Origin of the sequence: Dyella acidiphila (genome assembly GCF_014863405.1) — a bacterium.
Lineage (GTDB): Bacteria > Pseudomonadota > Gammaproteobacteria > Xanthomonadales > Rhodanobacteraceae > Dyella_B > Dyella_B acidiphila.
Window position 1 is genome coordinate 946,366 of the sequence record NZ_JACZZA010000001.1, and the last position, 18,436, is coordinate 964,801.

At 64.6% G+C, this 18,436-nt stretch carries 20 protein-coding genes; 6 read left to right on the forward strand and 14 right to left on the reverse strand.

Annotated features, from left to right (window positions below; all coding sequences use genetic code 11):
* Window positions 1-29 precede the first annotated feature (29 nt).
* From IGX34_RS04295 to IGX34_RS04305, 3 genes are all read right to left on the reverse strand, one after another.
* The gene (locus IGX34_RS04295) at window positions 30-1,826 is read right to left on the reverse strand and encodes a cation:proton antiporter (protein ID WP_192554412.1); all 1,797 of its coding nucleotides are present in this window, start codon (window positions 1,824-1,826) and stop codon (window positions 30-32) included.
* A gap of 65 nt (window positions 1,827-1,891) precedes the next feature.
* Window positions 1,892-3,406 (reverse strand): YifB family Mg chelatase-like AAA ATPase, encoded by a 1,515-nt coding sequence (locus IGX34_RS04300; RefSeq protein ID WP_192554413.1) that lies wholly within the window; start codon window positions 3,404-3,406, stop codon window positions 1,892-1,894.
* 143 nt (window positions 3,407-3,549) lie between these two features.
* Window positions 3,550-3,807, reverse strand: coding sequence for an accessory factor UbiK family protein (locus IGX34_RS04305; protein ID WP_192554519.1), 258 nt, complete (start codon window positions 3,805-3,807; stop codon window positions 3,550-3,552).
* A gap of 179 nt (window positions 3,808-3,986) precedes the next feature.
* On the opposite strand from IGX34_RS04305, the gene glnK reads away from it, so the two are divergent.
* The gene (gene glnK / locus IGX34_RS04310; RefSeq protein ID WP_192554414.1) at window positions 3,987-4,325 is read left to right on the forward strand and encodes a P-II family nitrogen regulator; all 339 of its coding nucleotides are present in this window, start codon (window positions 3,987-3,989) and stop codon (window positions 4,323-4,325) included.
* Here glnK and IGX34_RS04315 read toward each other — a convergent pair whose 3' ends face one another.
* Entirely contained in the window at window positions 4,326-4,865 is a 540-nt protein-coding gene (locus IGX34_RS04315; protein ID WP_192554415.1) for a CcdC protein domain-containing protein, read from the reverse strand.
* Between the two features lie 91 nt (window positions 4,866-4,956).
* Window positions 4,957-5,700 (reverse strand): 2,3-diphosphoglycerate-dependent phosphoglycerate mutase, encoded by a 744-nt coding sequence (gene gpmA, locus IGX34_RS04320; protein WP_192554416.1) that lies wholly within the window; start codon window positions 5,698-5,700, stop codon window positions 4,957-4,959.
* A 147-nt stretch (window positions 5,701-5,847) separates the two neighbouring features.
* Here gpmA and IGX34_RS04325 point away from each other — a divergent pair, with 147 nt between their 5' ends.
* On the forward strand, window positions 5,848-6,483 hold the full coding sequence (locus IGX34_RS04325) for a DUF4097 family beta strand repeat-containing protein (RefSeq protein WP_192554417.1): 636 nt from the start codon (window positions 5,848-5,850) through the stop codon (window positions 6,481-6,483).
* 12 nt (window positions 6,484-6,495) lie between these two features.
* Here IGX34_RS04325 and hemF read toward each other — a convergent pair whose 3' ends face one another.
* Window positions 6,496-7,401, reverse strand: a complete 906-nt coding sequence (hemF, locus tag IGX34_RS04330; protein ID WP_192554418.1) for an oxygen-dependent coproporphyrinogen oxidase — start codon at window positions 7,399-7,401, stop codon at window positions 6,496-6,498.
* A gap of 152 nt (window positions 7,402-7,553) precedes the next feature.
* Here hemF and IGX34_RS04335 point away from each other — a divergent pair, with 152 nt between their 5' ends.
* The 3 genes from IGX34_RS04335 to IGX34_RS04345 are packed head-to-tail and all read left to right on the forward strand — an operon-like array spanning window position 7,554 to window position 10,338.
* Window positions 7,554-8,768 (forward strand): beta-ketoacyl-[acyl-carrier-protein] synthase family protein, encoded by a 1,215-nt coding sequence (locus IGX34_RS04335; protein ID WP_192554419.1) that lies wholly within the window; start codon window positions 7,554-7,556, stop codon window positions 8,766-8,768.
* On the forward strand, window positions 8,765-9,556 hold the full coding sequence (locus IGX34_RS04340) for a beta-ketoacyl synthase chain length factor (RefSeq protein ID WP_192554420.1): 792 nt from the start codon (window positions 8,765-8,767) through the stop codon (window positions 9,554-9,556). The genes IGX34_RS04335 and IGX34_RS04340 overlap by 4 nt, the downstream gene beginning before the upstream one ends.
* Window positions 9,553-10,338, forward strand: coding sequence for a glycosyltransferase family 2 protein (locus IGX34_RS04345; protein WP_338015407.1), 786 nt, complete (start codon window positions 9,553-9,555; stop codon window positions 10,336-10,338). Before IGX34_RS04340 ends, IGX34_RS04345 begins: the two co-directional genes overlap by 4 nt.
* Here the strand turns inward: IGX34_RS04345 and IGX34_RS04350 are convergent.
* The 4 genes from IGX34_RS04350 to IGX34_RS04365 form a co-directional block, all read right to left on the reverse strand.
* Window positions 10,323-10,763, reverse strand: coding sequence for a hotdog family protein (locus tag IGX34_RS04350; protein WP_192554422.1), 441 nt, complete (start codon window positions 10,761-10,763; stop codon window positions 10,323-10,325). The genes IGX34_RS04345 and IGX34_RS04350 overlap by 16 nt on opposite strands.
* Entirely contained in the window at window positions 10,760-11,707 is a 948-nt protein-coding gene (locus IGX34_RS04355) for a lysophospholipid acyltransferase family protein (RefSeq protein WP_192554423.1), read from the reverse strand. Before IGX34_RS04355 ends, IGX34_RS04350 begins: the two co-directional genes overlap by 4 nt.
* Complete coding sequence (locus IGX34_RS04360; RefSeq protein WP_338015408.1) at window positions 11,704-12,018, reverse strand: ApeI family dehydratase; 315 nt, start codon at window positions 12,016-12,018, stop codon at window positions 11,704-11,706. Before IGX34_RS04360 ends, IGX34_RS04355 begins: the two co-directional genes overlap by 4 nt.
* A gap of 103 nt (window positions 12,019-12,121) precedes the next feature.
* The gene (locus IGX34_RS04365; protein WP_192554424.1) at window positions 12,122-12,391 is read right to left on the reverse strand and encodes a phosphopantetheine-binding protein; all 270 of its coding nucleotides are present in this window, start codon (window positions 12,389-12,391) and stop codon (window positions 12,122-12,124) included.
* Window positions 12,392-12,749: 358 nt separating this feature from the next.
* Here IGX34_RS04365 and IGX34_RS04370 point away from each other — a divergent pair, with 358 nt between their 5' ends.
* Window positions 12,750-13,742, forward strand: coding sequence for a chorismate transformation FkbO/Hyg5 family protein (locus tag IGX34_RS04370; protein ID WP_425598769.1), 993 nt, complete (start codon window positions 12,750-12,752; stop codon window positions 13,740-13,742).
* A gap of 33 nt (window positions 13,743-13,775) precedes the next feature.
* Here IGX34_RS04370 and glmU read toward each other — a convergent pair whose 3' ends face one another.
* From glmU to atpG, 4 genes are all read right to left on the reverse strand, one after another.
* Window positions 13,776-15,149 (reverse strand): bifunctional UDP-N-acetylglucosamine diphosphorylase/glucosamine-1-phosphate N-acetyltransferase GlmU, encoded by a 1,374-nt coding sequence (glmU, locus tag IGX34_RS04375; protein ID WP_192554425.1) that lies wholly within the window; start codon window positions 15,147-15,149, stop codon window positions 13,776-13,778.
* Window positions 15,150-15,371: 222 nt separating this feature from the next.
* A complete protein-coding gene (locus IGX34_RS04380; RefSeq protein WP_192554426.1) occupies window positions 15,372-15,794 on the reverse strand; it encodes a F0F1 ATP synthase subunit epsilon in 423 nt (140 codons plus the stop codon).
* A gap of 97 nt (window positions 15,795-15,891) precedes the next feature.
* Window positions 15,892-17,325, reverse strand: a complete 1,434-nt coding sequence (atpD, locus tag IGX34_RS04385) for a F0F1 ATP synthase subunit beta (RefSeq protein ID WP_192554427.1) — start codon at window positions 17,323-17,325, stop codon at window positions 15,892-15,894.
* 127 nt (window positions 17,326-17,452) lie between these two features.
* Window positions 17,453-18,352 (reverse strand): F0F1 ATP synthase subunit gamma, encoded by a 900-nt coding sequence (gene atpG / locus IGX34_RS04390; protein WP_192554428.1) that lies wholly within the window; start codon window positions 18,350-18,352, stop codon window positions 17,453-17,455.
* Window positions 18,353-18,436 lie beyond the last annotated feature (84 nt).

Genomic DNA, 18,436 nt, shown 5'->3' on the forward strand with positions numbered 1-18,436 from the left:
CATGGCGGTGGAGGAAAATGGATCGTCCCTCAGGGTGCCGCCGGGTTCTCCGGCGGCACCAATACGATCACCGTCCAGCCGGGCCGCGGTTCCAGCTCGCGCCGCTCGGCGGCGACCCGCAACGCACCTTTTTCATCCACGCCGAACATCAGCAGCGAAGTCGAACCGTATTGCTCGATGAAATGCGGCCAGTCGAAGGTGGCGCTGAGTCCGGTCGCCTTGATGCGCCAGCCGCGAATCAGCAGATCGGCAAAGCGCGCGTGCGTCATCCCTTCCTCGAACAACGCCGGCACCAGCAGGCGATCGTTGAACTCCTTGCGCTGGCTGGCTTCCTGCGGCGACAGATTGCGCAGGCGATAAACCTTCTCGCGGCCGAATTCCTGCTGATAGTGCAGACAGGCCAGCGAATTGCGCTCGCGGTGCGTGGACAGGCCCAACATCTGGCCGATACCGATCACGCTCAGATGGCGATCGGCGTGAGCGGAAACCGGATTGCCGTAGAAGGTATGGAAGCCATCCATGCGTGCGCGGCGGATGCCGTCCCAATCATCGTCGGCCAGCAGGATATGGAAGCCTGCATCCTTCAGCACCTTGCCGATGGCCCGCGCCACCGCATCCGAACCATAGATCAACACGCCATGCGGATCTGGTTCGGCCACCTTCAGCCAGCGCGCCAGCGGCCGTGCCGTGGCACTCTGGAACACCACGGTGCCGATGATCAGGATAAACACTAGCGGCACCAGCACTTCGCTGCCGTGGATGCCCAGGTTGGCCAGGCGCAGCGCGAACAGCGCCGATACCGAAGCGGCCACGATGCCGCGCGGCGCCACCCACGAAATCAGCGCACGCTCGCGCCAGTTCAGGCTGCTGCCGAAGCTGGAGATGATCACGCTGATCGGCCGTATGACGAACTGCGCGACCAGGAAGATGGCGATGCCCGCCCACAACACACCTGGCGGCAGCGGCCAATGCAGCCGCGCTGCGAGCAGGATAAACAGCATCGATACCAGCAAGATGGTGAGATGCTCTTTGAAGTCCAGGATGTCGTCGATGTGCACATCGCGCATATTGCCCAGCGCAATACCCATGATCGTCACCGCCAGCAGTCCCGAATCGTGCGCCAGCTGATTGGCGAACGTGAAAGCGAGCAACACCAGCGCCAGCACTCCGAAATTCTGCAGGTATTCGGGAATCCACTGCCGCCGCAGCAGCAAGGCCAAGATCAGCGCAGCCACGCCACCACATAGCGCGCCGGTCAGCACGGTCGAGACGAACACGCCAATCGCATGGCCCTGGTGATGCGAGACGATGGCTTCGTAGATCAGTACCGCGAACAGTGCACCGAGGGGATCAATCGCAATGCCTTCCCAGCGCAGCGTATTGGCGATGCGCTCGTTCGGCCGCAGCGTGCGCAGCATCGGCACGATCACCGTGGGGCCGGTGACGCAGGTGAGTGCGCCGAACAGCAACGCCAGATCCCAGGCCATGCCGGCCAGGTAGTGCGCGGCTGCGGCCAGCAGCAGCAAGGCCACAATCGCCCCATAGCTCACCAGGCCACGCACGACATGGCTGATGCCCGACAATTCGTGGAAGCGCAGCGTAAGGCTGCCTTCGAACAGGATCAGCGCGACCGACAGGGAGACCATCGGCATCAGCAGCGGGCCGAGCAGCTTGTCCGGATCGAACACTTGCCCCACCGGCCCCAGCAGGATGCCGGCCAGCAGCAGGAACAGGATCGCCGGAAGTTTTACGCGCCAAGCCAGCCATTGCGCAAAAAAGCCGATCGCCAGCATGCCGGTCAGCATCAGGCCCAGCTCGATATTCATGCGCGCCCCTTTTGCGATAACGGCGGATGGCCGCAACGCAACTTAAGCACGGCGCATGTCCAGGTCTAGTCAGAGAGCAGCGACAGGCGCCGGTATTGCAGGGCTTCGGCCAGATGCTGGCGATCCAGCGCAGCGGCGCCGTTGTCCAGGTCGGCGATGGTGCGCGCCACGCGCAAGGTGCGGTGATACGCGCGCGCCGACAGGCCCAGTCGTTCCAGTGCGCCGTCGAACCAGCGCCGCTCGCTCGGCCCCAGGGCGCAATCGCGCTCCAGTTCGCGCGTGCTGATTTCGGCATTCGGGCGACCGGCGCGGGCCAGCGCATGCTGGCGGGCGCGCACCACGCGCTTGCGCACCGTGGCGGAATCTTCGTCCTGGCCGCTGCGCGGCGAGGTCAGGTCAGCCAACGGCACGGTGGGCACCTCCACGCTCAGGTCGATGCGATCGAGCAGCGGACCGGAAATGCGTGCGCGGTAGCGCTGCACCTGATCGGGCGTGCAGCGGCAGCGCTGGCGCGTCTCGCCCGCATAACCGCAAGGGCACGGGTTCATCGCCGCCACCAGCTGGAACTGGGCCGGGAAATTCAGCTGACGCGCAGCCCGCGAAATAAGAATCTGGCCGGACTCCATCGGCTCGCGCAGCACTTCCAGCACGTGCCGACTGAATTCCGGAAATTCGTCCAGGAACAGCACGCCGTTGTGCGCCAGCGAAATCTCACCGGGCCGCGGCTGCGAGCCACCACCCACCAGCGCCACGGCCGAGGCCGTGTGATGGGGCGCGCGAAACGGACGGCGGCGCCAATGGGCCGGATCCACCGGATGACCGGCCACCGACATCACGGCGCAGGTTTCCAGCGCCTCGGATTCGCTCATCGGCGGCAGGATGCCGGGCAGCCGTTCCGCCAGCATGCTCTTGCCAGTGCCGGGCGGCCCGACCAGCAGCAGGTGATGGCCGCCGACCGCGGCAATTTCCAGTGCGCGGCGCGCCTGCAATTGGCCGCGCACGTCGATCAGGTCGGGGCTGGCGGCGTCGCCGGTGAGGGTCAGCGTGGCGGTCGGCGGCGGCAGTTCATGGGCACCGCGCAGCCAGCTGCAGACATCGGTCAGCGAATCGGCTACGCGCACGTCCACTTCGGGGATCAGCGCTGCTTCCTCGGCATTGGCGCGCGGCACCACCACCCGGCGCCCACGCGCACGCGCACGCAGCAGGGCCGGCAGCACGCCCGATACCGGGCGCAGCTGGCCGGACAGCGCCAGTTCGCCCAAGAATTCGCAGTCATCCAGCTTTTCGCGCGGAACCTGATGGCCGGCCGCAAGAATGCCCAGCGCGATGGCCAGGTCGAAACGGCCGCCGTCCTTGGGCAACTCGGCCGGGGCCAGATTTACCGTGACCTTGCGATTGGGGTATTCGAACGCAGCGCTCTGGATGGCCACGCGCACGCGGTCGCGCGCCTCACGCACGGCCGCTTCCGGCAGGCCGACGATGCTGGTGCTGGGCAAACCACCGGAAAGGTGGACTTCCACCATCACCTGCGGCGCGGCAACGCCCTCCTGGGCACGGCTTAAGGTGACGGCCAGGCTCATCGGATGCGATGCAGGGGGATGGTGAGGGAGTCGCTGCTTGTTCGATCCATCGAGCGACTCCTTGGGAAACGGGAGAGAAGAAAACGGCCGCCCCCGACTCCTTGGGGTGATGGTGACGAATCGGGGGCGGCTACCGGAACTGGCTATGCCCCTTGAGGTGGCATGCCGGCTTCCAGCTCCGCCACGCGCCGCTCGAGTTCCTCGACCCGGGCGCGGGTACGCGCCAATACCTGGGTCTGAACGTCGAACTCCTCTCGGGTAACCAGCTCGAGATGGCGCAGTCCCTGCGCCAGGATATCGCGAAAATTGGCGCGCAGATCCTTGTGCGCGTCTGCCAGCCCTGGCGGTACCAACGAAACAAGTCGAAGGGCAATTTGATCGATATCCTGCCTGCCCGTCATGGTAGGCACCTCGAACTCGTCGGCTGACAGTCTACGGAGAAGTGAAAAAGCGGCGCCATCGGTATGCTCCATCAGAATCTGTAGGCATTTTCCTACAATGTGGGATCGGCCGCCCTGGTTGGCAGCCTTGTATGATCCGCAGCGTTTGGCCCGTTCTGCGGGCATGTCGAGGAATTTCCATGAAATTGGTTGTGGCTGTGATCAAGCCGTTCAAGCTGGACGATGTCCGAGAAGCCCTGGCCGAAGTCGGCGTGCAGGGCATTACGGTTACCGAGGTGAAGGGGTTTGGCCGCCAGAAGGGCCACACCGAACTCTACCGGGGGGCCGAATATGTGGTCGATTTCCTACCCAAGATCAAGCTGGAAGTGGCCGTGCCGGACGACCAGCTGGACCGGGTGGTGGAGGCCATCACGCAGTCGGCCCGCACCGGCAAGATCGGCGACGGCAAGATTTTCGTCAGCAGCCTGGAACAGGTGATACGCATCCGCACCGGCGAGCTGGACCACGACGCGCTCTGACTAGACCGGCTGTTCCGGCCGGGCGCGCAGCAGCCGCTGGTGATGGATCAGCAGGCCGGCGAAGTAGCAGATGTAATACCCCACGAACAGGCCGAACATGGCGAAGGTCAACGGACTCTGGCCGATCGCCGGGCCGTGCACCGGCGGGGTCATGCCACTGGCATCCTGCAGCTGCGGCGACAGCATGGCGAAGCGCCACAGCAGGCGGGTCAGCAGCAGGATGGTGACCAGCGCGCCGATATAGGGATTGGGCACGTAGCAATCGCCCTTGACGGCATCGACATGGAAGCGGGTCAGGCGCAGGCCGAGCAGCCCGAGGCCGGCACCGACCACCAGGCCGCCGACCAGACCTTCCAGCATGGTCGGATAGCGCAAGGCAAACGCCGCGCTCAAGACCCCAAGCACCGAGAAAATGGCGATGCGCAACGACATGCGCCTGCGCCGGATCGGCTGCACGCCGAACTGGGTGCGCACGCGCCGCCAGACGATCAATACCAGCAGCGGAATCATCACCAGCGGCATGCTGAAGTGAGGAGCCATCTTTGCCACCTGCGCGGTCGGGAAACCGGCGCAGCTTAGCAATCGTGCGCAAGCCAGGCGACTGACGCCTGTCATGCATCGGGGCCGGGTCTTACTTGGCCTTGCCCTGGTTGGCCACGGCGGCCAGCTTGGCGGCGATGGCGTCGGCGTCGCCCAGGTAGTAGTGGCGCAGCGGCTTGAGCTGGTCGTCGAATTCGTAGACCAGCGGCACGCCGTTGGGGATGTTCAATTCCACGATGTCGTCGTCCGAAATGCCGTCCAGATACTTCACCAGCGCACGGATCGAATTGCCGTGCGCCACCAGCAGCACGCGCTGGCCGGCACGGATCGCCGGGGCCAGCACTTCATTCCAGTACGGCATCACGCGGGCCACGGTGTCCTTCAGGCACTCGGTATCCGGGATCAGCGTGGGATCGAGGGTGGCGTAGCGCGGATCGTGCAGCGCAGGATTGCTGCTGCGCTCCAGCGCCGGCGGCGGGATGTCGTAGCTGCGGCGCCAGACCTTGACCTGATCCTCGCCGTACTTGGCGGCGGTTTCGGCCTTGTTGAGGCCGGTGAGCGCGCCATAGTGGCGCTCGTTGAGGCGCCAGTCGGTGAGGACCGGGATCCACATCTGGTCCATGGCGTCCTGCACATGCCACAAGGTACGCACGGCGCGCTTGAGCACCGAGGTATGCGCCACGTCGAAGCGATAGCCGGCCTGGACCAGCAGCTCGCCCGACTCGCGCGCTTCGGCCGCGCCCTGCTCGGTGATATCGACGTCGGCCCAGCCGCTGAAGCGGTTTTCGAGGTTCCACTGGGACTGGCCGTGGCGGATCAATACGAGCTTGTGCATGGGATCGGTTCAATCGGAGTCGAGGCGAGTCGGGAATGGTGAAGCCCCGTCCCACCCCCGTCAATCGCCGCCCCTGTCGTAAGTCACACTAAACCCTGCGGGCAGATCGACGCATCCTATGGGTGATTGCCACCCAGGAGTTCTGTCATGCGTCTAGCTGTGCTTACCCTCGCCTTGCTGCTGCCGGTGGCAGTGGCGGCCCAGGATATCGACAAGGTCAACGGCACCGCCTCGGTCGGTGCGGGAGAACATGCCGGTGATGTCCATAGCGTCAACGGCTCCGTGCATATCGGCGATGGCGCCGTGGTGCAGAGCGCCGGCACCGTCAACGGCTCGGTCGACCTGGGCAGCAATGCGCAGGCCAGTTCGCTGCATACCGTGAACGGCCGCCTCAGCCTGCATGAAGGCGCTCGCGTCGGCGGCGAGGCCGAGACCACCAACGGCAGCATTACGCTGGATCCACATGCCGAGGTCGCCGGCCGGGCCTCCACCACCAACGGCTCGATCACGCTCGATCATGCACATGTCGGCGGCGGCATCGAAACCACCAGCGGCGATATCACGGTGGGCGACGGCTCACGCGTGCAGGGCGGCATTCTGGTCAACGAAGTGCATTCGATGGGCTGGTCCAACCGTCCGCCGCATATCGTGATCGGTCCGCATGCCGTCGTAAGCGGTACGCTGGATTTCCACCGCGAGGTGGTGCTCGATGTCAGCGACAGCGCGCAGATCGGTCCGGTACGTGGCGCCAAGGCCAATATCTTCCATGGCGCGATGCCCTGAACGGCAATTGTTTCAAATCCACTCGCGCGGCTTGAGGAATTCCGCAAGCCGCGCTTCGGCTGAATCCGGCTCCGGCTGATACGCATATTCAAAACGCACGCGCGGCGGCAGGCTCATCAGGATCGATTCGGTGCGTCCACCCGATTGCAATCCGAACAGCGTGCCGCGGTCATAGACCAGATTGAATTCCACATAGCGGCCGCGCCGGTATAGCTGGAACTCGCGTTCGCGTTCGCCGTACGGCGTGTCCTTGCGGCGCGCGAGGATCGGCAGGTAGGCATCGAGAAAGCCCTGCCCCACGGCCTGGGTAAAGGCAAAGCAGGATTCGAAGCCACCGGCGTTGAGGTCGTCGTAAAACAGGCCGCCGACGCCGCGCGTTTCATTGCGATGCTTCAGATAGAAGTACTCGTCGCACCATTGCTTGTAGCGCGTATAAACGTCCGCGCCATACGGCGCGCACAGCTCGCGTGCCACGCCATGCCAGTGCCGCACATCCTCTTCGAACGGATAGAACGGCGTGAGATCGAAACCGCCGCCGAACCACCACACCGGCTCCAGCCCGGGCTTGCTCGCCTCGAAGTAACGGACGTTGGCATGCGTGGTGGGAATGTACGGATTGCGCGGATGCAGCACCAACGACACACCGGTAGCCACAAAACTCCCGCCCGCCAGTTCCGGCCGGTGCGCAGTGGCGCTGGGCGGCAATTTATCGCCATGCACCAGGGAAAAATTCACCCCGGCCTGCTCGAACACCGCCCCTTCGCGCAGAACGCGCGTGCGACCGCCACCACCGGTGGGACGTGTCCATGCATCTTCGACAAAGCGCGCCTGTCCGTCCGCCTGTTCGACGGCAGCACAAATACGATCCTGCAGGCTTCGCAGGAATTGCTCGGCGCGTTCGACTTGCTCGCTGCTCATCATGGGGTCCATCGACGTGGGGCGGGGATGAAAAGCTTAACAAGACCGGCTTCACATAAAGCGGTGGTGGGGCGTCGCGGACTGTGAATGATCGCCTGCGCCCCTTGGGACAAGACCTAGGCAAGCCCCAGACCGCTGGCTAGGCTCATGACATGCCTGTTACATCCGCCCCGCTCGCCGTCACTGCATACACTGCCACCTCGGCCGTGGGTGCCGGGCTGAATGCCCATCTGCAGGCTCTGCAAGAACAACGCAGCGGACTGCGCCGCAACGATTTCAGCACCGCCGCGCTGCCGTGCTGGATCGGTCGCGTCGACGGTATCGAAACCCAGCCCCTGCCCGACGCCTATGCCCAATGGGATTGTCGCAACAACCGCCTGGCCTGGCTGGGTTTGCAGCAGGATGATTTCCTGTCCCACCTGCAGGCAGCGCGACAGCGTTATGGATCGGCGCGCATTGCCCTGTTGCTGGGCACTTCCACCGCCAGCATCGCTGCGACCGAAGCCGGTTATCGACGCCTCGAAGACAATGGCCGTCTGCCGGCCGACCTGCGTCGCAGGGCCATCCACAATCCGCATTCGCTGACAGCCTTCGTCGCCGCGGCGCTGGAGATCGACGGCCCCTGTCTGACCATCTCCACCGCCTGCTCCTCCAGCGCCAAAGTGTTTGCGAGCGCGGAACGATTGATCCGGCTCGGCATGGTGGATGCCGCCGTGGTCGGCGGGGTCGATTCGCTGTGCGATAGCGTGCTGTTCGGCTTCAATTCGCTGGAGCTTATATCGCCCGAACCCTGCCGCCCGTTCGATGCGCAGCGGCGCGGCATTTCCATTGGCGAAGCGGCCGGATTTGCACTGCTGGAGCGACTCGATGCACATCCGCATGCAAGCCTGCGCCTGCTCGGCTGCGGCGAATCCAGCGATGCGCATCACATGTCCACGCCCGATCCGAGCGGCATGGGCGCGGAATTGGCGTTGCGCGATGTATTGGATCGCGCCGGCATCGACGCGACGCAAGTCGACTACATCAATCTGCATGGCACGGCGAGCCAGAAGAACGACGCCATGGAGGCTGCGCTGATTGCGCGCCGGTTTCCGCACAGCACGCGCGTCAGCTCAACCAAAGGACTTACCGGCCACACGCTCGGCGCAGCCGGCATCGTCGAGGCCGCCATCACCCTGCTCGCCTTGCGCGAAGGCCTGGTGCCCGGCAACACAGGTGTGCACACACCCGATCCGGCCTGCTCGTCGCACTTCGCGTGGCGCAATGAATCGCGTCCGTTGGCAATTGCGCTCAGTCATTCCTTCGGCTTCGGCGGCAGCAATGCATGCCTGGCCTTTGCACGCACAACCGACGGTGCTGCGGCATGAGCGCACTGTGCGTACAAGTGGAAGGCGTCGGCCTGTGGACACCGCTGTCGACCCATTTCGAGGCACTGCGCCATGTACTGGCCGGTGAAGCGCTGCCGGAAGCGGCAGCACGGCCGCCCACCGAAACCTTGTCGGTCAACGAACGCCGGCGCGCGCCGGAAAGTGTGATGGTGGCGATCGAAGTTGCTTCACAGGCGGTGAACATGAGCGGCCACGCAGCCAGCGATCTGGCCTGCGTGTTCGCTTCCGCCTATGGCGATCAAGCCACGACGGATTACATGTGTCGTGTACTCGCGCACGTACCCACCGAACTTTCACCCACTCGCTTCCACAATTCCGTACACAACGCGTCCGCCGGCTATTGGACCATCGCCACGGATTGCCATGCACCATCAAGCGCCGTCTGCGCCGGCACCGCCAGCTTTGGCGCTGCACTGCTCGAGGCCGCCACACAGGCATGTACTCGGCAGTGCGCGGTGTTGCTGGTATGCAGCGATACCGCCGGTGTAGGGCCGTTGGGTGAGCTGATCGGTTGTCAGCTTGCGTTCGGCGCGGCGCTGGTACTTTCGCCAGCCACCGACGAAGCGATGCCGCAGCTGCGGCTCAGCTGGGTTGCCCAGGCGCCACGGCACGCACCGCTGCCGCCGGCCTGCACGACATGGATGCGTGACAACCCCTCCGCAGCCAGCCTGCCGGTGCTGGCCATGCTGGCCGCCGGCGGTGGCGAATGTGTGGTGGCCGCGTCCGAACGGCGCGGATTGCTGGTCCAGATGGAGAGAACCACGTGAAGAATGCTGTGCGCTGGTGTGTGCTGATCCCTTGCCTCAACGAGGAAAAGGCGATCCGTCACGTGGTGAAGTCCGCTTTGCGCCTGGGCGTTACGGTGATCGTGATCGACGACGGATCCGACGATCGCACGCCCGACATCGTCAGCGCCCTGCCGGTGATCCTGCTGCGCCACGACGCGCGGCGCGGCAAGGGCGAAGCGCTGCGCACCGGCTTTCGCGAAGCATTGCGACTGGGTTTCGATGCGGTGGTGAGCATGGATGGCGATGGCCAGCATCTGGCCGAGGATATTCCGCGCCTGGTCGATGTCGGCCTGCGCTTTCCCGACCACATCGTGATCGGCGCACGCCTGCTGCAACGCGAGCAGCAGCCGAAGGGGCGCCGCCGCGCCAACGACCTGGCCGACTGGGGTATTTCCTGGGCTTGCGCGCAAGCGGTGGCCGATACGCAAAGCGGGCAGCGCTGGTATCCGCGCAGTGCGCTGGATCTGGTGGAGGTGAATGCGGAGAACTTCGTGTTCGAAGCCGCAGTGCTGATTGCCGCCTCACGTGAAAAAGGGCTCGGCATCGTGTCGGTGCCGATTGCCTCGCGCTACGAAGACACGTTTCGCCTGAGCCACTTCAGCCCGGTGAAGGATGCGGTGCGCATCGCCATGTATACACTCGGCCGCATCGTCCATTACGGCAGCATCCGCGCCAGCTACAACCGATCGCGCACGCAGCCGCTGGTGATCGACGACAGCTATTCCCACCGCACTGCCTACAACGCTCAGCGCGCGGTATAGATCACCGCTACGCGGCCAGACGCCAGCGGGCGTCCATGCTGTTCGATCGCGAAGCTGTACTGGGCACCATGCTCATCGGCCAGCAGGCACTGCGCCTGCACATCGAGTGCGCCACCGGCAAGATCGACATATTCCACCGCCAGCTGTACATCGCGCAGGCTGACCAGGCGTCCCGCCTGCACCTTGTCCTCACCGCGCTCCATCGCCAGCAGCGCAGCATGCACCGCGCTCGCCTGAGCGCCGTATTCGGCCAGATGGATGGCATGCAGCCGCATGCCGTGTTGCAGCGGATGATCGTGCATCGCATGCCGCTCGGCCAACGCATGGATGCTGCGCTCGTCCCATGCCGTCACCTGGTCCAGCAGACGCATGGTGCCGGCGTGAGGTATGCGTTCGGACCAGTCCGCCAGCCGCGGCAGCGTCATGCCTCGGGCACCGTGCGGGGATGCGGCGGCGCCATCGTGGCGGCTTCGTCCTGTTGCCAGAAATCGTAGAAGTTGAACCAGTTGTAGGGTTCAAGTCGTGCGTAATGTTCCAGGCGCTGCGCATAGCGGTGCAGGACCTGGTCCAGCATTTCGTGCCGCGAATCGCGCGCAATCTCCACGCGTTCGGCGAACAGCTCAAAGCTGAGCGCATAGCGGCGGCCGCCACGATACATGCCAAAGCACAGCACCACCGGCACCTGCAACGTACTGGCCAGCAGCCACGGACCGATCGGAAACGGCGCCGCTTCGCCCAGGAACGGCACCCGGCGCAAGCTCTCATGCGCACGGCCGCGATCGGCCAGCAGTGCCACCATGCCACCGGCCTTGCAGGTTTCCGCCACCGCAAGCGTCACCGCCGTGCCGCCCTGCGAGACATCGATAACGGCTTCACCCACTTCCGGCGCAAGCGCCTCCAGCAACTCGGTGATGGCGGGTGTTTTCTGCTTGTCCAGCAGTACGCGCAGCGGCACTTCCGGACAGCGCGCACTGAGCGCACGCAGCACTTCGAAGCTGCCCTGGTGCGAACCCACCAGCAAAACCCCGCGGCCCTGCGCGATGCATTGCTGCAACTGTTCCAGCCCGCTTACTTCGATCTCGAAACCCTGCTCGCCATGCGCCAGCAGATAGATGCGATCGAGCATGGTGACGGAAAAGCAGTGGATGTGCCTGAGCACCTGCCACGCCGATGCCGGGCGGCCGAACAAGCGCGTCAGATAATCCCGCGAGGCGCGACGCTCGGCGGCGCGGCGCAGGAAGTAGTACAGCGCGATCGGATACATGCAGCACAGCATGAAAGCGCGGCCGCAGCGCAGAGCGGTATTCACCATGAAGTTGATCGAAGCGCGGCTGCCGCCTTCGCGCTGCTGCTGCCAGTGCGCGCTCATGCCTGGCCCTCCACGACGCCGCGCGCCAGCAGTTGGCTGTCACGGGAAATTGCGAAACGGATGCGCCCCGCCTGTTCGCCCAGCTCCAGCTCGGCCTGCTCGCCCGGATACAGCGGCGCGACGAACTTGGCCTCCACAACCCGGGCCAGGCGCTGGTTGCGCCAGCTGCGCAGAGCGATGGCCACCTGCTCCAGCAGGACTACGCCGGGCACCAGCGGCTGGCCGGGGAAATGCCCGGGCAGGCACGGGTGTTCCGGGGGTACGCAGAGCACCGTTCGATAGCGGTTGTCGCTCGAGTTGGGCTGATCCACGTGAAGGCACCGATGGGTAGTTACCCGCAAAATGATGCCGACCGCGCCTGTCAGACGGCTTAACGCAAGAGTTTGCCGCCTGGAACCGCGAGCTGCGGTGAAATCAGGCCGTGCGCTCCTGCTCGATATGCGCGGACAGGGCATGCAAACTGCTGAAAATACGCTGGTTATCCGGATGGTCCGAGCGCAGCTGCATGCCATAACGCTTGGATACCGCCAAGGCGATCTCCAACGCATCGATGGAATCCAGTCCCAGCTCACCGCCGAACAGCGCTGCCTGCGGGTCGATCTGCGCCGGATCGATGCCCTCCAGATTGAGGGCTTCCACGATCAGGGTGGCCAGTTCGTGTTCGGCGGCAGTCTGCGTGGGCATGCGTGTTTCGTTGCTCCGGCTGGCGCTGCCAACCCCAGGGCTGAAGCGGCCGGCCAGTGTAACATAGGGGTCTTGTCGTTCTCGGTTGAGAGCCTGCTTATGATCTCTGCACGGCCCGCGCCACGCCTGTTTACCTCTTGGGCAAGGAGGAGCGAAGGCGTGTATGTCGATACACAACTGAGCGAGGACGCCGCCCAAGAGGCAAACAGGCGTGGCCCTTCGGGTTGCCACGTTGGAGCCGACAAGCAGCAGCGCGCGGCTTGGCTTGACAGCCAGTCAAGCGCTGCGCCCCGCACTACCACCTGCCCGGCCCAACGTGACAACGCGGGCTATGCAGAGATCATAAGCAGGCTCTAGCATGGCTCAGGCAGGCGAAAACCTACAGGTCAGCTCAGGCCTGTCGCGTACCCCGCACATCACCTACCGCATGGCCCAGCCAGAAGTTGCTCTGGCCGAGTCAGGCACCCTGGCAGCGTTTGGATTCGGTGCGGGCACATCCGACAACGATGATCCCCGCTGGCTTCGAGTTGCCCTGGAAAGCTTCGATGCCCCTGCGCCGATCGAGCTGTGGCAAGTCGATGCCCCAGTCGTTTGCGGCCGCCAGAACGATGTGCGCTGGTCTGCCGGTGGCGGCTGGCTGTTCGTCGCCATCGAGGTTGATGAGCAGATGGCTGGCGGCATCGAGCACGCCGCGCACCACGCTTACGCAGCGCTGCGGCAGTTCATGGGCACACGCAACGAACGCCATGTGCTGCGCATCTGGAATTACATCGGCGACATCAACCGCGGCGATGGCGATGCGGAACGCTACAAGCAGTTCTGCGATGGCCGCGCGGCCGGACTCGGCGACTTCTTCGCCACCGGCTTCCCTGCCGCCACGGCGATCGGCCACCACGATCGCCAGCGGACGCTGCAGATCTATCTGTTGGCCAGCCTCGATGCCGGCCAGGCAGTGGAGAATCCGCGCCAGACCAGTGCCTGGCGTTATCCGCGCCAATACGGCCGTACCTCGCCCGGATTCGCCCGCGCCATGCTGATGCCAGCGCGCGACGTGCTGGCCATCTCCGGCACTGCCGCGGTGGTGGGACACGCCTCGGCCCACGAGGGCAATGTGGAAGCACAGCTCAGCGAAACCCTGACCAATCTCGAAGCGCTGCTGACCAGCGCCGGGATGCCGGCCGGCTTCGATACGCACTCCCCGCTCAAGGCCTATGTGCGTCACGCCACCGATGCGGGCCGCGTGCGCGACATCCTGCAGCAACGGCTGCCCGGCGTGCCGGTGCTGCTGATGCACGGCGACGTTTGCCGCAGCGAATTGCTGGTCGAACTCGACGGCTGGCGCTACGCATAACGCTGCGGCGGTGCCGCAGCGTTTGCAGCGCGATTATTTCGGTTGCTTGGTCGGGCGCTTCCAGCCCGGAAGCGTGGCCTGCCGCGCGCGCGCCACGGTGAGTTCGCCGGCCGGCGCATCCTTGGTGATGATCGAGCCGGCGCCGATGGTCGCGCCGTCCCCCACCGTGACCGGCGCCACCAAGGCCGAATTGGAACCGATAAACACATCGTCTCCGATGGTGGTGACGAACTTGTTCACGCCATCGTAGTTGCAGGTGATGGTGCCCGCACCGACGTTGACGCTGCGGCCGATTACCGTGTCGCCGAGATAGGTGAGGTGATTGGCCTTGCTGCCTTCGCCGATTTGCGTTTTCTTGATTTCAACGAAGTTGCCGACATGCACACCGGCGGCCAGCTCGGTGCCCGGACGCAGGCGCGAGAACGGTCCGATGGTGCAGGGACCATGCGTAACCACGCCCTCCAGATCGCAATGCGCCAGCACCACCGTGCCGGCGGCCAGCTGCACGTTCTTCAGGCGCACGTACGGGCCCACACGCACATCCTCGCCCAGCTGCACATCGCCTTCGAGAATCACATCGATGTCGAGATCCACGTCGCGTGCCGCCGTAACTTCGCCACGCACATCGATGCGGCGCGGATCGGCCATGCGTACGCCGTCCTGCGCCAGCTTCTGCGCCGCATGCAGGCGATATGCATCTTCGAGTTCGGTCAGCTGCCAGGGCGTATTGGCGCCGGCCGCTTCCATCGGGTCCTCGCACTCAACGCATTGCGCCGGATGATTCTCCGCGGCCGCCTGCTTGAAGATATCGGTGAGGTAATACTCGCCCTGGGCGTTGTTGCGATCCAGGCGGGCGATCCAGCGCTTCAGCGACGCTGCATCGGCGGCAAGAATGCCGGTGTTGATCAGGTTGATCGCGCGCTGCGCATCGTCGGCGTCCTTTTCTTCGACCACCGCGCGCACCAGGCCATTACCGTCGCGCAAGACGCGGCCATAACCCTGCGGATTAGCTACGCGCGTAGCCAGCATGGCCACGCTGCTTTCGGCCTTTACCAGGCGCTGCAAGGTTTCGGGGCGGGTGAGCGGCACATCCCCGTATAGCACCAGCACCTGCACCTCGTCGGGCACGTTGCGCAGGGCTTGCTCCACCGCGTGGCCGGTACCTAGTTGCTCGGCCTGCAAGGTCCAGTGCAGATCCGGCTGGCCGTCGAATGCCGCCAGCACCTGATCGCCATGGAAGCCGTACACCACATGGATGGCTTGCGCCCGCAGCGCCCGCGCCGTCGCCAGCACATGTCCCAGCAAGGGCCGCCCGGCCAACGGCATCAGCACCTTGGCCTTCTTCGACTTCATCCGCTTGCCTTCACCGGCGGCAAGAACGATGACGTGCAGAGGTAGCTGGTTCATGGCAGACCATTGGACTGGGAATGAGGGCATAAGAATAGCCGCTCATCCGGGTCTGCTTGGGGCGCCGGCCAGTCCGGGCGAAGACGCGGCAACGTTACGGTTCAGGAGGGTAAATATCCGCCTTGGACCATCACTTCGTGTTCATCGCGGCTACGCCACCACCCCGCCGCGCCAACAAAAACGCCGGCACGAGACCGGCGTTTCGCAACAAGCACGTCGGGCTTAGTGCTTGAGGTTCTTGCGCAAGCGCTCCAGCGCCTGCAGCTGGGCCAGCGCCTGGGCCAGCTTGGCCTGGGCTTCGGCCACTTCGACCGCGTCGGTACGGCTGGCCAGCGCATCTTCGGCTTCCTTCTTGGCACGCTGGGCGGCGGCTTCATCCAGGTCGGCGGCGCGCACAGCGGTATCGGCCAGCACGGTCACTACCTGCGGCTGCACTTCCAGGATGCCGCCGGACACGTAGAACTGCTGACGTTCGCCGCCCTGCAGCACCACGTCGATATGACCGGGCTTCAGACGCGTGATCAGCGGGGCGTGGCGGGGCGTGATGCCCAGTTCGCCCAGTTCGCCGGTGGCAACCACCATCACCGCTTCGCCGTGAAAGATCTCGGCTTCGGCACTGACGATGTCGCAACGAATGGTGCTCATAACTTTCTCGCTTCGTCCGATGGGATGGACGGAAAGGATTTATCGGTTTCGCCGGAACCTGCCCGCCTGAGCGTGCAGGTTCCGATGGCGACCGGGATCAGGCGGCCTTCTTGGCGCCCATGTCCTCGGCCTTCTTGATGGCTTCGTCGATGCCGCCAACCATGTAGAACGCCTGTTCCGGCACATGGTCCACTTCACCGTCGACGATCATCTTGAAGCCGCGGATGGTTTCCTTCAGCGTCACGTACTTGCCGGGCGCGCCGGTGAACACTTCGGCCACGTGGAACGGCTGCGAGAAGAAGCGCTCGCACTTACGCGCGCGGTACACCACCTGCTTGTCTTCCTCGGACAGTTCGTCCATGCCGAGGATGGCGATGATGTCCTTCAGTTCCTTGTAGCGCTGCAGCATGCCCTGTACGCGACGGGCCACGTCGTAGTGCTCCTGGCCCACCACCTGCGGATCGAGCTGGCGGCTGGTGGAATCCAGCGGATCCACGGCCGGGTAGATGCCGAGCGAGGCGATCTGGCGGCTCAGCGTCACGGTGGAGTCCAAGTGCGCGAAGGTGGTGGCCGGCGACGGGTCGGTCAGGTCGTCCGCGGGCACGTACACGGCCTGGATCGAGGTGATCGAACCGGTCTTGGTGGAGGTGATGCGCTCCTGCAGCACGCCCATTTCTTCGGCCAGCGTCGGCTGGTAGCCCACCGCCGACGGCATACGGCCGAGCAGCGCGGACACTTCGGTACCGGCCAGCGTGTAGCGGTAGATGTTGTCGACGAAGAACAGCACGTCGCGGCCCTTGCCGTGTTCGTCCTTCTCGTCGCGGAAGTATTCGGCCATGGTCAGGCCGGTCAGCGCCACGCGCAGACGGTTGCCCGGCGGCTCGTTCATCTGGCCGTACACCATCGCCACTTTCGACTCGGGCAGGTTGTCCAGCTTGACCACGCCGGCATCCTGCATTTCATGATAGAAGTCGTTGCCTTCGCGGGTACGCTCACCCACGCCGGCGAACACCGACAGACCCGAGTGCTGGGTGGCGATGTTGTTGATCAGCTCGAGCATGTTCACCGTCTTGCCCACGCCGGCGCCGCCGAACAGGCCGACCTTGCCGCCCTTGGCGAACGGGCACACCAGGTCGATCACCTTGATGCCGGTTTCCAGCAGTTCGTTGGCCAGCGCCTGCTCGTCATAGGCCGGGGCTTCGCGGTGGATGACCCAGGAATCCTGCGCGTCGATCGGACCGACTTCGTCGATCGGGTTGCCGAGCACGTCCATGATGCGGCCCAGGGTGGCCTTGCCGACCGGCACCTTGATGCCTTCGCCGGTGTTGCGCGCCACGAGGCCGCGCTTCAGACCGTCGGTGGAGCCGAGGGCGATCGTACGCACCACGCCGTCGCCGAGTACCTGCTGGACTTCCAGCGTGATCTCGGTGCCGTCGATCTTCAGCGCGTCATACACCTGCGGCACCTGATCGCGTGCGAACTCGACGTCGATAACCGCGCCGATGATCTGTACAACTTTGCCCTGACTCATGGATGTGCTCCGGATGGATCTTTAAGTGTCTGGTTTACTGCGAAAGCGCCGCCTGGGCGTCGCTCTTAGTGAATAGTGCAGCCACGGATGGCCGCTTTTTGATCGTTGCGGTCCTGGATGACCGCACTCATACCGCCGCGGCGCCGCCGACGATTTCGGAAATTTCCTGGGTAATCGCTGCCTGGCGCGCCTTGTTGTAGCTGAGCGTCAGTTCGCCGATCACCTTGGTGGCGTTGTCCGAAGCGGACTTCATCGCGACCATGCGCGCGGCATGTTCGCTGGCGAGATTTTCCAGCACGCCCTGATACACCACCGACTCGATGTAGCGACCCAGCACGTGCTCGAGCACGGTGGCGGCATCGGGTTCGTAGATGTAGTCCCAGTCGTGCGACTGCTCCAGCGCCGCGCCCGAAATGTGCTGCGCTTCCAGCTCGGCGGCCACTGCCGGCAACGGCAGCAGTGCGTCGATCGACGGCTTCTGCGTCATGGTGTTGACGAAGTCGTTGTAGGCCAGGAACACGCGGTCCAGCTTGCCTTCGATGTAGGCGTCCAGCACCACCTTGATCACGCCGATCAGCTGCTCCACCTTCGGGCGCTCGCCCAGGTGGGTGGCACTGCCGATCAGGTTCACGCCCTTGAGGCGGCGGAAGAACTGCACAGCCTTCTGGCCGATCGCCACCACATCCACCTGCACACCCTTGTCCTGGTACTCGCGGATCACGGGCAGCAGGCGGCGGAACAGGTTGGAGTTGAGGCCGCCGCAAAGACCGCGGTCGGTGCTGACCACCACGAAACCGACCCGCGCGATGTCGGTGCGCTCGATCAGGAACGGATGGCTGAAATCGGTGCTGGCCTGGGCGACGTGCGCGATCACCTTGCGCATGGCACGCGCATAGGGGCGCGATGCCTTCATCAGATCCTGCGCCTTGCGGATCTTGGAGGCCGAGACCATTTCGAGCGCGCGCGTCACCTTGCGCATGTTCTGCGTGCTCTTGATCTTGGTTTTGATTTCGCGTCCGCTTGCCACGTTTGCCTCAACCTGTTGGGTCTATGCCGGGCCGGAATGTCGGCCGGCGTACGGTGCCATCGTTCCTCGCGAACGACGGCACAC